Origin of the sequence: Pseudomonas sp. B2021 (genome assembly GCF_018135665.1) — a bacterium.
Lineage (GTDB): Bacteria > Pseudomonadota > Gammaproteobacteria > Pseudomonadales > Pseudomonadaceae > Aquipseudomonas > Aquipseudomonas lactis.
Genome location: NZ_SMOF01000001.1, coordinates 3,743,749 through 3,756,514, shown reverse-complemented (window position 1 = coordinate 3,756,514; position 12,766 = coordinate 3,743,749). Strand labels below are relative to the sequence as shown.

General features: G+C 56.4%; 13 protein-coding genes. 9 read left to right on the top strand and 4 right to left on the bottom strand.

Annotated elements, in window-relative coordinates; genetic code table 11:
• Positions 1–135: 135 nt before the first annotated feature.
• From E1K68_RS16600 to E1K68_RS16570, 7 genes are all read left to right on the top strand, one after another.
• Entirely contained in the window at positions 136–3,282 is a 3,147-nt protein-coding gene (locus E1K68_RS16600) for a phage tail tape measure protein (RefSeq protein ID WP_212614430.1), read from the top strand.
• A 9-nt stretch (positions 3,283–3,291) separates the two neighbouring features.
• Complete coding sequence (locus tag E1K68_RS16595; protein WP_046071200.1) at positions 3,292–4,137, top strand: phage tail protein; 846 nt, start codon at positions 3,292–3,294, stop codon at positions 4,135–4,137.
• Positions 4,112–4,318 (top strand): tail protein X, encoded by a 207-nt coding sequence (locus E1K68_RS16590; protein WP_212614429.1) that lies wholly within the window; start codon positions 4,112–4,114, stop codon positions 4,316–4,318. The genes E1K68_RS16595 and E1K68_RS16590 overlap by 26 nt, the downstream gene beginning before the upstream one ends.
• A gap of 93 nt (positions 4,319–4,411) precedes the next feature.
• Positions 4,412–5,458, top strand: coding sequence for a contractile injection system protein, VgrG/Pvc8 family (locus E1K68_RS16585; protein WP_212614428.1), 1,047 nt, complete (start codon positions 4,412–4,414; stop codon positions 5,456–5,458).
• Between the two features lie 48 nt (positions 5,459–5,506).
• Positions 5,507–6,070 (top strand): glycoside hydrolase family 19 protein, encoded by a 564-nt coding sequence (locus E1K68_RS16580; protein WP_212614427.1) that lies wholly within the window; start codon positions 5,507–5,509, stop codon positions 6,068–6,070.
• Entirely contained in the window at positions 6,052–6,594 is a 543-nt protein-coding gene (locus E1K68_RS16575) for a lysis system i-spanin subunit Rz (protein WP_212614426.1), read from the top strand. The genes E1K68_RS16580 and E1K68_RS16575 overlap by 19 nt, the downstream gene beginning before the upstream one ends.
• Positions 6,595–6,742: 148 nt before the next feature.
• Positions 6,743–7,537 (top strand): DNA adenine methylase, encoded by a 795-nt coding sequence (locus tag E1K68_RS16570; RefSeq protein WP_212614425.1) that lies wholly within the window; start codon positions 6,743–6,745, stop codon positions 7,535–7,537.
• Positions 7,538–7,542: 5 nt separating this feature from the next.
• Here E1K68_RS16570 and E1K68_RS16565 read toward each other — a convergent pair whose 3' ends face one another.
• On the bottom strand, positions 7,543–8,244 hold the full coding sequence (locus E1K68_RS16565) for an SOS response-associated peptidase family protein (RefSeq protein ID WP_212614424.1): 702 nt from the start codon (positions 8,242–8,244) through the stop codon (positions 7,543–7,545).
• 101 nt (positions 8,245–8,345) lie between these two features.
• Here E1K68_RS16565 and E1K68_RS16560 point away from each other — a divergent pair, with 101 nt between their 5' ends.
• Together E1K68_RS16560 and umuC are read left to right on the top strand one after the other, a co-directional pair.
• Positions 8,346–8,771, top strand: a complete 426-nt coding sequence (locus tag E1K68_RS16560; RefSeq protein WP_169918365.1) for a S24 family peptidase — start codon at positions 8,346–8,348, stop codon at positions 8,769–8,771.
• Positions 8,764–10,041 carry a translesion error-prone DNA polymerase V subunit UmuC gene (umuC, locus tag E1K68_RS16555; protein ID WP_212614423.1) on the top strand — a complete coding sequence of 426 codons (1,278 nt, stop codon included), beginning with the start codon at positions 8,764–8,766 and terminating at the stop codon, positions 10,039–10,041. Before E1K68_RS16560 ends, umuC begins: the two co-directional genes overlap by 8 nt.
• A 39-nt stretch (positions 10,042–10,080) precedes the next feature.
• Here umuC and E1K68_RS16550 read toward each other — a convergent pair whose 3' ends face one another.
• The 3 genes from E1K68_RS16550 to E1K68_RS16540 all read right to left on the bottom strand — a co-directional run bounded on the left by E1K68_RS16550 (position 10,081) and on the right by E1K68_RS16540 (position 12,421).
• Positions 10,081–10,860: a hypothetical protein gene (locus tag E1K68_RS16550; protein ID WP_212614422.1), complete on the bottom strand. Its 780-nt coding sequence runs from the start codon at positions 10,858–10,860 to the stop codon at positions 10,081–10,083.
• 95 nt (positions 10,861–10,955) lie between these two features.
• A complete protein-coding gene (locus E1K68_RS16545; RefSeq protein ID WP_212614421.1) occupies positions 10,956–11,828 on the bottom strand; it encodes a DUF3800 domain-containing protein in 873 nt (290 codons plus the stop codon).
• 380 nt (positions 11,829–12,208) lie between these two features.
• Positions 12,209–12,421, bottom strand: coding sequence for a hypothetical protein (locus tag E1K68_RS16540; RefSeq protein ID WP_043046698.1), 213 nt, complete (start codon positions 12,419–12,421; stop codon positions 12,209–12,211).
• Positions 12,422–12,766 lie beyond the last annotated feature (345 nt).

The window sequence follows — 12,766 nt, the reverse complement described above, 5'->3', positions numbered from 1 at the left end:
GATGGCCGCGAAACGTCTGGCAGCGGAAACAGGATTTTCCGCTGCTGAGATTTTGTCGATGCCCTTTGCAGAAATGGTGTGGTGGCTCACGGACTGAGCCGCCTTCGATAAGGCTATCCAAATGAGGGCCGTGACATGGCGAACAAAATCGCCCTCGGGCTGGTGATCGGCGGCGCCGTCAGTTCGACTGTCGGTGCTGCGTTTAAAGATGTAACGGGGCGCATCAAGCGTCTTGAGGCGGAAGGCAACAAGGCGCGTGTCCTGCAGCGCACTATCGGTGACACCATTCGCCTGCGCGACGAGTGGAAGAAAGCCCACGACAGCGGATCACAGGGCGCGACCAAGTTGTTGGGCCGGTTGAATTCGAACCTCGATAGTTTGAAAAAACAGGGAATCGAGGTCGGCCGACTGGAGAAAGCCTATCGCTCTATGGGGCAGACAGCCATCAAGGCGGAGCTCAAAGCCAAGGGACATCAGCAGATCGATGCTGGTAAGACTGGCGTGAAAAGTGCGGTCGGCGCCGCTGTCGTCGGTGTGGGCATGCTGGCTGTTCCGACCAAGGTCAGTGCGGATTTTGGGGCTATTGTTCGTGATATCGCGATCAAGGCCGGCATTGCCAACAAACCGCAAGAACAGGAGATGTCGCGCAAGATCATTGATACGTCGCGCTACACGGGCATGGCGCGTAACGATGTGGCCGATGTGGTTAACCAATTGGTTGGCGCCGGCATGGACTTGAGCAAGGCCCTGGAATATGCGCCAGTCGCGGCCAAATTCGTCGTGGGGCAAGGGTCGAGCGGTGTTGATACAGCGAAGATGATCAACGCGCTGGGTCAGAATGCCAAGATCACAGATCCTAGGCAGATGCAGCAGGCCCTGGAAGCGATTGCCTACCAAGGGCAGGCCGGTAGCTTTGAAGCGGCCGACATGGCTAAGTGGTTTCCTGAGCTGTTGGCGAACATGGGCAGCCTCGGCATTACCGGCATGGATGCGGTTACACAGTTGGGTGCCATGCTGCAAGTGCAGATGAAATCTGCAGGCGGCGCCGATGAGGCGGCAAACAATCTCAAGAACTGGATGGGCAAAATCGGCTCTGGCGACACCGTCAAGGCGTATGCAAAGGCGGGTATTGATTACAAAGGGTCGATGCAGACCGGTTTGCAAAACGGTATGTCCACCCTTGAAACCAGTATGTCACTGGCGCAGAAGTACATTCAGGCCACGGATCCGAAGCGCGCTGCGGCGATGGCTGAGGCGACGGCGAAGATCAGCAAGGAGTCGGACCCGGAGAAAGCCAAGGCCATGATGGCCTCGCTGGAAGAGTCACTGCGCACCGGTGACCTGTTCGCTGACATGCAGGTAAAGGCTGCGCTCTCTGCCTATATGCAGAACAAGGCGCTGTACAGCCAGCTTAAAAACGATTCGCGCGATGCAACGGGCATTCTCGACAAGAACCTCAGCGAACGACGTGAGGCGTCGTCGCAGAAGTGGGCCGAAATGGCCCAGTCAATGGATGACGCCATGCGCAGCGTCGGGGACGCCCTGCGCCCGGTTACAGACACCGTGGCGCAAGGACTGACCAAAGTCACCAGGGGCATTACCTCGCTGTCTGACAGCGCGCCAGGTGTGGTGACGGGTATCGCGGCGGTCGGGGGAGGGTTTGTCGCGCTCAAGGGGCTGCTCAGTTCGTTCAAAATCGCTAAAGGTTTGCTCAACGTCGCGCGGGGATCGTTGGGTGGCAAATCCGGCGAAGTGCAAAAGGTCTTTGTGACCAACTCCAAGGATGGCGCTGGGGGCGTAGGAAAGGGCGGCGAGGCGAAAGGTAAGGCCGGCAAGGCCCTGTCGTTAGTTGAGACTGGGCTCAAGGCAGTAGCCGCTCTCAAGGGTGAATCGGTTGATGGTGAGGGAAAGGATGAGAGTAAGACCGGTAAGTTAGGCATCGTCGCTACTGGCCTCAAAGTGGTTTCGCTGGCTAAAGAAGCGGTATCTGGCGATGACAGCGCGGGAGGTGACGATGCTGCGTCGAATGGCGACGGCGTCCAAAAGGTGTTCGTCGTTAACTTGAATGCCATGGGGGGACCTGGGGGGCCAGGTGAAACCCGCCGACGTGGGCGCGGTTCAAGACGTAATATTCCGCGACGTCGGCCGACCTCGCTGCGTGCTCGGATGCCGGCTCCGCGTCCGGCGTTGCCACGGCCTGCAGCACCGGCTCCGCGTCCACCGGTACCACGGCCTGCAGCACTGGCTCCGCGTCCGGCGTTGCCACGGCCTGCAGCACCGGCTCCGCGTCCACCAGTACCACGGCCTGCAGCACTGGCTCTGCGTCCGCCGCTGCCACGGCCAGCAGCACTGGTCCCGCGCCCGGCGGTGCCACTGCCTGCAGCGCCGGCTCCGCGTCCGCCGCTGCCTCGGCCAGCAGTACTGGTCCCGCGTCCGCCGGTGCCACTGCCTGCTGCACCGGTTCCGCGCCCACCGCTGCCACGGCCTGCGGTACCGGTCCCGCGTCCGCTTATTCCACCTGTTTCTATTCCAAGCGGGGCGATAGCGAAACTGGGCGGGGTTGTGCAAGCGGTCGGTAAGATCGGTAAAGCCGCCAAGGCAATACCTGGTGGCTCGCTCATCGAGGCCGGCGCCATGGCCTTTGACACCTATGAGAATGCTAAGACCAAGGACGAAAAGGCCGAGGGTTATGGCGCTGCCGCTGGCAATCTCGCCGGCACCATGGCCGGTGCTGCTGCAGGAGCGGCTATTGGCTCGGTGGTGCCTATCATCGGCACCGCTATTGGTGGGCTGGTAGGCGCTTACTTAGGCAGCATGGGGGGGGCGGCGCTGGGCGGTGCTGCAGGTAAGTCGTGGTTCGGAGGGGAGGACGAAAAGCCCGCGCCACCGGTGGCGCCGTTGCTGATGGCGCCTCGACCGGGCCCAGCCATTCCAAGCTTGGCCGCCATGGGCAAGTCATTCAACCGGGCAGACGGTTCGGGTGCATTGCTGATGGCGCCTGCACCGCAAGCGCCGGTACTGGGTGATGTAGCACGCTCACTAGCCGTGTCAGCGCCGACCAAACCGGCGGCTGTAGCGATCCAGCCCAAAGAGCCGGAAAAGCCTGTCCCCGCCAAAGTGGATCAGCAGTTTCAGTACTCGCTGAATATGCCGGTTACGGTGCAAGGGGATGTGAAAGACCCGCAACGCTTGGCGCAAGACCTCATGCCGCACATGCGGTTAATGATGGCTGATGCGGCGAAGCAAAACGCCGCGAAGCTATACGACGAACCGCACCTGTAAGGAGGGCCTATGGCTTATATGGAACAGATGCAGTCGGGCTTCAAGTACCTGGTTGAAGCCGGGGAGGCTGGTAGACGTAGTGCTGAGGGCATGCTTGGGCCGGTCAACGGTGCAATAAGGGAGATAACGGGGGCAGCGGCCGAGCTGGAAAATATCCCGTTCGTGGGGCCTGCTGTCGGTGCCAAGCTCCAGCGGGTGATGCGCGGCGTGGATGCGGCACAGGCCAAGGCCGGCCAGGTGCTGGCTGTGTACAGTCGTGCGACACGGGGCGCCGCCGAAGTGCAGGAGCGAATGGGGGCGCTGAAGGAGCAGGCGGGAAAAGCTGCGACGGCGATCAACAAGGTCGCCGGAAAGGTCAATCCGTCGTTGGCAAACATCGTGCCCACCAGCGCATTTGCCGTGGATGCCACGCCGGCACCGGAAGCGGTGAAGCCATTTCCGCACCTGCTGATCATCCAGCCCAGGGATCCTAAGATTCAGCCGTACTACTTCAACTTAGATACGGCGGCCTTCGACGAATTGAGTCGCTCGACCGAATTCCGCTGGGCTTCACAGGAGCGGCTATCGCGGCGCCCTGCGCAGCAGGCCGTGGGCATGGGCGAAGAAAAGCTCACACTCAAAGGTACGATTTATCCCGGCTTCAAGGGTGGCCTCAAGCAGCTTGACACGTTACGCACCATCGGTGGGCGGCTGCAACCGCTCACTCTGACCACGGGTTATGGCGAGGTGATTGGCACCTGGTGTCTGAAGTCGATCAACGAGGAGCAGGGCGCGCTGCTGCACGGCGGTATCCCGCGTAAACAAGTATTCACTCTGGAGTTCACGCGCTATGGCGACGACATGCAGAACGTCTGACGGGGACATGCTCGATGTCATATGCAATAACGTTTATGGGCACTTGAACGGCAGCGTCGAGGCAGTTCTGGATGCCAATCAGGGCTTGGCAGACGAGCCCCAGCCTTTCCGCGCTGGTGTGGTGATCCTGCTGCCGGATCTGCCAGCCCCGGCCGAGGAAGGGATTAGCTTGTGGGACTGACTCCGAACGGCACCGCCTGCAGCCCGTTGCGTTAAGCGAAAGGAAACTTTGTATTCAGCCCGCCCTGTGCGGGTTTTTCTTTGGGAAAAAACCATGACCCCCACTTTTCGTATCGTTGCGGACGGTGCCGATATTACGTCCAAGATCAATGATCGGCTGTTGTTACTTAGGACTTCTGACAAGCCGGGTATGGAGTCCGACGAGTTTGAATTGCGTATCGATGACCGTGACGGCCAGGTGCAGTTGCCCCGGCGCGGTAGCTCAATCGAGATTCACCTGGGCTATGCCGAAACGTCTTTGATGCGCCTAGGGCTTTACGCGGTCGACACGGTCGAAGTTTCCGGCCCGCCGGACACGATTGTGATCAAGGGTAAAGCCAGCGATATGCGCGGCAGTGGTAAGACTATCCGCAGCGGAAGCTGGGAGGATGCGCCGTTGTCGAAGATCGTGGCCGATATCGCGGCTCGAAATGGCTGGCAGGCAGGCTGTCCGGTGGCGACGAAGGTCGCTCGTGTGGATCAGCTCAACGAGTCCGACTTTAATTTCATCACGCGCCTGGCTAAGCAATACGACTGCACGGCCAAGGTCGCAGATGGCAAGTTGTTGGTGATACCGCGCCAGGGAGGGCAGACAGCCAGCGGCAAAACGTTCGGTGCGATCACGCTGACCCGCAGTGATCTCAGTCGCTGGCAGTTCAGCTTAGGGGATCGCAATTCGCACAAGGCCGTGGCGACTAAGCATCAGAACAAAAAGGACGGCAAATTGGCGGTGGTCACCATCGACAACGATGACGCCCCGGACGGCTTGCCGGCGGTGCACACGGATCGGCATATCTATCCGAACAAGACTGCTGCTGAATCAGCAGCCAGAGCAAGGTTAGCGGCATTCAATCGCTCGACCGCCGACGTGCGCTTCGAGATGCCTGGCCGGACTGACATTTTTGCCGAGCGACTGATCAACGCCCAGGGCTTCAAGGTCGGACTGGATGGCGAATACCTGACGGATTCGGTGGAGCAGGTGTTTACCCAATCTGGCTGGTCGACCACGGTCGAGTGCAATGCCGGCAAGAAAGGCAAATCCAAGGGTAAGAAAAAGAAGGAAACGAAGCCGCTCAAGGTCGTGAGCGTCGAGAAGCTGTAATGCAATCCATCGCCGCCTGAGTGCGGTATTTTTTTGTCCGGAGTTTTTATGACCATCACTGAACAACAGCTACAACACATCATGCCAAACGCCCGCCGCCAAGCGGGCGTTTTTGTATCTGCCCTGAACGCGGCAATGGCGCATCGGCAGATCAATACACCGAAACGCCAGGCTGCTTTCCTAGCGCAGCTTGGTCACGAGTCCGGTCAACTGCAGTACGTCCGCGAATTGGGCGGGGATCAATACCTGAGTAAATACGATACCGGCACTCTGGCTGCCAAGCTTGGTAATACCCCAGCTGCAGATGGTGATGGTCAACGCTATCGTGGCCGAGGGTTGATCCAGGTAACCGGGCACGATAACTACCTGCGCTGCAGTCTGGCACTGTTCAGCGATGAGCGATTGTTGCGCACTCCCGAGCTGCTCGAGCAGCCGCAATGGGCGGCAGAGTCGGCGGCGTGGTTCTGGTCCGTGAATGGGCTGAATGCGCTCGCGGATCAGGACCAGTTCAACACGATCACTCGCCGGATTAACGGCGGCCTTAATGGCCTGGAGGATCGGCTGCAGTTGTGGGCCAGGGCGAGGGCGGTGTTATGCGTCTCTTCGATCTGATCCCGGCGCAGTTCCGTATCGCCGCTATCAGCTTGCTGTTAGTGGTGGCGGCCGCAGGATCTGCAGCGTTGGCCTGGACTGCTCAGGAGTGGCGTTATGGCAGCGTGCTGGAGCGGCAAGCCCGGCTGCAGGCGGACACCCTCAACGAAATATCCCAAGCTTCTGCTGCTCTGCAGCGTTCAGAGCAGGACAAGCGCCTTGCCCTGGAGCTCCGCCTGCAGAACAAAGACGAAACCCACTACAAGGAATTGACCGATGAGCAAATCAAGCAGGCTCGTCTGCGTGATCGCCTGGCTACTGCTGATCTGCGGCTGTCAGTCGTACTCGCCGCCACCGAAACCACCGGCAGCTGTTCAGTGCCAGCCACCACCGCCACCGGCCGCGTGGTTCATGGCACCACAAGAGCCCAACTTGACCCAACGCATGCTCAACGAATTATCGGAATCACCGATGCCGGCGACCGTGGATTGATCGCCCTGCGGGCCTGTCAGGCTTACGCAAAAGAAGTTTCTACACCGAAGTAAAAGGAGCGGCCGGGCAGGATGCGTCAACATCAACCCGGCCACCTTCCCCGCAGATCGTCCCTGCAAGTCCAGCCAAGGCTCCTGCTTCGTGCACAAAGCGGAGCGAGCCTAGCACTGTTTATCCATACAGCAAAGGTCTTGCTTTTTTATGTCTACACCCATCGTCCCTTGGATGGGCGGCAAACGCCGCCTGGCCGACCGCCTTATCCCGCTCTTCCCGCCACACGATTGCTACGTTGAAGTCTTTGCCGGCGGCGCCGCGCTCTACTTCATGCGTCCCCAGGCAGCGCCTGTTGAAGTTCTTAATGACATCAATGGCGACCTGGTCACGCTGTACCGCGTCGTGCAGAACCATCTGGAAGAATTCGTCCGCCAGTTCAAATGGGCGCTCAGTTCCCGCCAGGTGTTCGAGTGGCAAAAGATGACCCGCCCGGAAACCCTCACCGACATCCAGCGCGCCGCCCGTTTCTTTTACCTGCAGCACCATGCCTTCGCGGGCAAAGTGACCGGGCAGACGTTCGGCACTGCTACGACCGGCCCAGCCATTAACCTTCTGCGGATCGAGGAAAACCTGTCTGCAGCATGGCAGCGTTTATCCGGCACTTATGTTGAAAACCTGGGCTGGCTTGAATGTGCCGAGCGCTACGACCGTGCCCATACGTTCCACTACATGGATCCACCTTACTGGCAGACCGCCGGCTATGGTGTGGATTTTCCATTTGAGAATTACGAGCGCATGGCCGACTTTATGCGGCGCTGTAAAGGCAAGGTGATGGTCAGCATCAACGATCATCCCGATATCCGGCGAGTGTTTGATGGGTTTCACTTTGAGATGGTGGACATTCGATACACCACTTCCAATCAACGGCAAGGAAAGAGTGAGGTTAGCGGTGAACTGGTGTTCATGAACTGGGAGCCAGCCGCATTGGGAGGGCTGTTCTGATAGCATTAAACATCCTTGGATCGCACCGGCAGCAGTAAGTCAGGCCCCTGGTTTTTCACACTCCCCACTGCTTTGCCAACGGCATACCACTCAAAGTCCTCCACAGGCTGGCAACATTCCTTTGCTATTTCCTCGGCCCGGGCTGGAGTGAGGTCGGGGTCGATCCATTCCCTGGCGTGCTCAGGTGTCAGTACCAAGGGTTTGCGGTCGTGGATGTCCACCATGCCTTGATCACTGGCGGCGGTGATGATCACGAACCCATCACCGTCGTGGGGATCCAGGCCAGGATGAACTTGGGCGAGTGCGCCAAAGAACATGGGCTTCTGACTCTTCAGGCGAATGAAGTAGGGCTGCTTTCTCTTCGGATCGTCAGGGTCTTTAACCCACTCATACCACCCTTCACTCGGCACCAGGGCTCGGCCATTCGGCCAAAGTTGCTTGAAAAACTTTCCCGTAGTGACCGTCTCTACACGGGCGTTGATCGGATCGGGGCGCTTGCCCTTGGCCCAGAACGGCGCCCATCCCCATTTGACTGCATCGATATGCAGCCCATTCTCTGCTGCGTGCAGTATCTGCACCCGTGTCGACGGGGCGACGTTGTAGCGGTCAATAGACTGAGCGTCGTAACCGCTGAACAGCTCTATCTGGGGGCTCAGTTCTTCAATAAAGATCGCCATCCCTTCGTACTGCACGAATCGTCCGCACATACGCACCTCTCCGCCTGTCGAAATCCCCTACAGAAAAATTGACCGCAAGCGTTCTACAAAGTTAACTGTACATTCGTACAGTACCTGTAAAAGGCCGCATCATGAGCTTCACCATTCTAGGTCCTATCGCTGAGGCAGGCGCGAAGCTGCCTATGTGTTCGTTCCAGGTCCCAGCCGGTTTTCCATCGCCGGCAGCGGATCATATTGAACAGCACATCTCATTGGATGAGGTTCTGAATATCCGCGCACCTCATGTGTACCTGGTAGCAATCACCGGGGAAAGCATGCAGGGGATTGGTATCTTCGAAGGTGATCTCGCAGTGGTGGACCGTGCCATTGAGCCTGCTCATGGGCATGTGGTGGTGGCGCTGCTGAACAATGAGCCCGTCTGCAAGCGTCTATGTAAGCGCGGCCGGGAGGTGGTCCTGCTGTCGGAGAACCCCAAATATCCGGCGCGTTACGTTCTCGAAGGGGATGAGCTGTCAATCTGGGGTGTGATCACCAGCACAGTGCGCAGCCATGTCTAAGCAGCAACCGACCTTTGCGCTGGTCGACTGCAACAGCTTCTATGCCAGTTGCGAGCGGGTATTCCGGCCGGACTTGGCGAAGGTGCCCATCGTGGTGCTGAGCAATAACGACGGCTGTGTCATTGCTCGCAGCTACGACGCCAAGCCGTTCATCAAGATGGGCGAGCCGTATTTCCAGATCAAGCACAAGCTCAAGCAACACGGCATTGTCCCGTTCTCCTCAAACTATGCGCTGTATGGCGACATGAGCGAGCGCGTCATGAGTCTGATTGAGGCGATGGTGCCGGCAGTTGAGGTGTACAGCATTGACGAGGCATTCGCCGATCTGACCGGTATCGGTGGTTTGGATGCCTTAGGCCGGCAGATCCGCGCCCAGGTACTTCGCTGCACCGGCATACCTGTTGGTGTTGGTATCGCTCATACAAAGACCTTGGCGAAGCTGGCAAACCACACTGCGAAGCGCCTGCAATCGCAGACCGGTGGTGTGGTCAACATCACCGACCCGGTTAAGCGGGACTGGGTGCTGCGTAATACGGACGTGGCGGAGGTGTGGGGCGTTGGCCGAAAGATGAAACTTCACCTCGATGCGATGGGAATCAAGTCTGCAATGGATTTGGCTAAGGCGGACCCATGGACGCTCCGTAAGAAGTTCAGCGTTGTGATCGAGAAGACAGCCAGGGAGCTGGGCGGCACGCATTGCTTGGAGCTGGACGAGCCGGATCCGCCAAAGCAGGAGATCTGCTGCAGTCGCATGTTCGGCCAACGGCTTACGGAGCTGCCTCCTATCAGGGAGGCGGTGGCCACCTACATGATGCGAGCTTCTGAAAAGCTTCGGGCTCAGAACTCGCTATGCAAAAAGGTGCGTGTGAGCATCCGTACCGGTATGTTCAACCCTGAAGAGGCAAAGTACGCCAACGGGGTAGTGGTTGATATGCCGTACCCCACTGATGACGTGCGCCTTCTCATTCAAGCGGCTGTTGGTGCGCTTGAGCGCTTATTTCGGCCAGGCTTCAAGTACAGCAAGGCTGAGGTGATGTTGCTCAATTTGTGCCAGCACGGGGAATATACAGATGATCTGTTCGCTGCATCGCAACCTGCCGAAGCCACAAGAGTTATGACCGTGTTGGATCAGATCAATGGGCGGTGGGGTAGGGGCACGCTGCGGTCAGCCAGCGTACCTACCAACCCGGACTGGGGGATGAGACGTGAAATGATGAGTCAGAGCTACACAACGAAACTCGATCAATTATGGTCGGTATCATGTAAATAGTTTTGCCAGTAAGGCCTTGCATATAGCCTTTGCTCCCTTTTACGGATTGCTTATTGTGCTCGTAGTGTCAATAATTCCGGAAGATATAGGGGTGGTCGGATAAATAATAAGCTCAGATGTGTTATTGGCAACCTTAATTTCTATCGTATTGTTTTTGTAAAGTGGCCGCGCGAGAATAAAATTGCCTTGGTTCTGCCCTATAATACTCCAGTGCTCTCCTTTGCCATCCTTAACCCAGGAGTAATTGCTGAAACCAGTGCGCATAGCACTCTGTGCAGCTGCGGCTCCTAAGGATTTTGGGGAGTCAAATATCCCTATCATTACTGTGCAAAGAATAAGCAAAGAATAGATTGGTATTTGAAAATTTCTATCCTCACTTTCAAAGCTGGGAGTGGTTTTTTCGTTTGAAAGAAGTTTTATTATCCCTCCGAGAATGAAGCCTGTGGTGCATATCTGGTATTGACTCTTAAAGATTGAAAATTCAGGTGTTGAGTTTTGTTCAACCAGTGAAGCAGCGAGATCTCCAAACGGAGCCAATATAAACACGAAGACAACTAGAGTCATCGTTGCGGCATCGTATCTCCAGTTAGACAACCCCCAAATGGAAAACCATCCGACGGCTCCTGCCAGAAGAAACAACTCTATGGGTACTATCCCAGCCTTGATGGTATCTAAGTAATTTGAATAACCACTCATCCAAGGGAAGCCAAGTTCGGTATAAAAACCGTCTTGCCATCGCATTCCTACTATAAAGGTAAGAACGATACATACTGCCGTCAGCTGTGAGACTGTGCCCATACCTTTAGAGATTTTATCCATTGCTTATTCATCTCTTATATTGGAGATATGTGGCTTGTGAGCCGGTTAACGGTTATTTATGCGTTACACAGGCTCGCAAGGAGCATAGTAAAGACTCAGCCTCTATCGTGTAGTCGAATCTCTACCTGCATCGTTTCGACTTTTTCAGTAATAATAGTCGCGGATCCCAGCGGTGGGGCAACTTCAACACGCTGGAGCTTTCGGCGCACATGCAGGCCGTGCACGGTGCCTCCGACGCTATCGAAGCAGTGTTTTATGATGTCGAAGAACTGCGAATCGCAAGCCTGATAATGCCGGTAGATTGAGAAAGCCACCAAATCCGCAAGCTGGATCAGCCTGGACGCTTTGGAATCTAAAAACAACGGCACTTCAGCAAAGTTTTTGATTTTGCCGAATGAATGGCCATCGTGCTTAAAAGTCCTAGCAAGGTTCTGGATGCTTTTTTCAGTGCTCGACTTATCGAAAATGGCAATTCCACGTTGAGGGTCCCCTTGCGCATGGAGGCGACGTAGGTACATGTCGAAACGGGAGGCTACTTGTTCAAAGCAGCTTTGGATTGGATCATCACCGCCATTCGCTCCACGCTCGATCACCGCAGCAAACAGTCTGATCTTCCCATTCGAGTCAGCAATAATCGACAGACAGTCCTTGATCGCTTGAATACGATCATCCTTCTGAAAATGCTTCCATTCGCTTTTCCCAGAACGCATTGGCGACCCATGCAGCTCTAAAGCGTAAGGGTCGTCAGGGCTAAATCTTGCGACAATTTCATTTAGCTGTGTTTCAACCCAATGCGTCTTACGCTCAAAGATAGACACGCCGGAAAGGATAAAGAAATTCTGGTCCGGATCGCTTGGCGAGCCTGATTCGTCAACGTAGAGAAGGTGCATGCAATCAACCTCAAGCAAAAGGAAGGCAAAAAAAAAGTCGAGCAGGCTGCTCGACTTTTGATGATGAGAGCCGTGCATGCGGCACGGTCTTTAACGAATTAGGTAAGCCAGCGAAGGAGTTCCCTCATGCACCGCTAAGGGCAGCGCTACCGACTCAGGGGGGAATTTACCCTTAAAGGTAAAGGACGTCAACACGGCATGCTGGATAGGGCGGTCACCCCCTAGGTTCGCTGTTCGACTAGCTATATTTTTAGCTTCATTGGGGCACCCACAGGAAATGAAGCAGGTTTAAGAACCCAGACGTGGGGCAAAAATGGGGCAAACCATACGCCAATCTATGCCATCCAATGCCCATTATGCATTTATGCAACCTGTCTTTGGCGGGCGTCACAGCCCGCAACCACGGGCGTATCCCCCAAAATCCCCCACATACTCCTACACAATTGGGGTGTGCTTTGTCAGAGACGATTAGTTCGTAGCTTCGCCAAGCCCTGCTTGATGTGCCCAGCATTTTCGCCGATCACGAATAGAGCACCACGGACGTTGTCACCAACTTCATCCATGCCTTGCTTTTCGCTTTGGAGAGCCAACTCCATCAGAGCTGCTTCCAACGCCAGCTGATTCTCGTACATTCGTTCAAGCAAATCTGGGAGTGAGTATTCCCCTGCCATGTGTGTCACCCCGCCTAAAAGGGCTAAGCATAGCAGTGGCGTAATAAATTGGTGCTTGCTAAGAAATTGCTACGAGGAAGGCCGCTCAATGCCTCGAAAGCAGGGGTAGTGGCGCTTTTGGGGAGAGCGACGTCCAATCCATCATCGGACGGATCGTTTAGCTGGCTTCCCTGCAGTCGTATGGGATCCTAAGCTGCCTACCGCGAAGGGCAGCAGTCGGTCAGAAGCAGTTATCCGCACAGAAGTATTTCCGATCCCAGATTGCGGGAACATCAGCTGCCAACGGGTTGGGGGGGGCGTTTGACAGGTCGCCCCCACGCCTAATCCACAATGAACAACTTCGCC

Bases quoted from the DNA above. Each gene is read 5' to 3' on its own strand.
- umuC (WP_212614423.1), top strand. From the start codon at position 8,764: ATGTCTAAGCAGCAACCGACCTTTGCGCTGGTCGACTGCAACAGCTTC.
- E1K68_RS16540 (WP_043046698.1), bottom strand. From the start codon at position 12,421: ATGGCAGGGGAATACTCACTCCCAGATTTGCTTGAACGAATGTACGAG.
- E1K68_RS16550 (WP_212614422.1), bottom strand. From the start codon at position 10,860: ATGGATAAAATCTCTAAAGGTATGGGCACAGTCTCACAGCTGACGGCA.
- E1K68_RS16545 (WP_212614421.1), bottom strand. From the start codon at position 11,828: ATGCACGGCTCTCATCATCAAAAGTCGAGCAGCCTGCTCGACTTTTTT.
- E1K68_RS16560 (WP_169918365.1), top strand. From the start codon at position 8,346: ATGAGCTTCACCATTCTAGGTCCTATCGCTGAGGCAGGCGCGAAGCTG.
- E1K68_RS16585 (WP_212614428.1), top strand. From the start codon at position 4,412: ATGACCCCCACTTTTCGTATCGTTGCGGACGGTGCCGATATTACGTCC.
- E1K68_RS16570 (WP_212614425.1), top strand. From the start codon at position 6,743: ATGTCTACACCCATCGTCCCTTGGATGGGCGGCAAACGCCGCCTGGCC.
- E1K68_RS16575 (WP_212614426.1), top strand. From the start codon at position 6,052: ATGCGTCTCTTCGATCTGATCCCGGCGCAGTTCCGTATCGCCGCTATC.
- E1K68_RS16590 (WP_212614429.1), top strand. From the start codon at position 4,112: ATGGCGACGACATGCAGAACGTCTGACGGGGACATGCTCGATGTCATA.
- E1K68_RS16595 (WP_046071200.1), top strand. From the start codon at position 3,292: ATGGCTTATATGGAACAGATGCAGTCGGGCTTCAAGTACCTGGTTGAA.
- E1K68_RS16580 (WP_212614427.1), top strand. From the start codon at position 5,507: ATGACCATCACTGAACAACAGCTACAACACATCATGCCAAACGCCCGC.
- E1K68_RS16565 (WP_212614424.1), bottom strand. From the start codon at position 8,244: ATGTGCGGACGATTCGTGCAGTACGAAGGGATGGCGATCTTTATTGAA.
- E1K68_RS16600 (WP_212614430.1), top strand. From the start codon at position 136: ATGGCGAACAAAATCGCCCTCGGGCTGGTGATCGGCGGCGCCGTCAGT.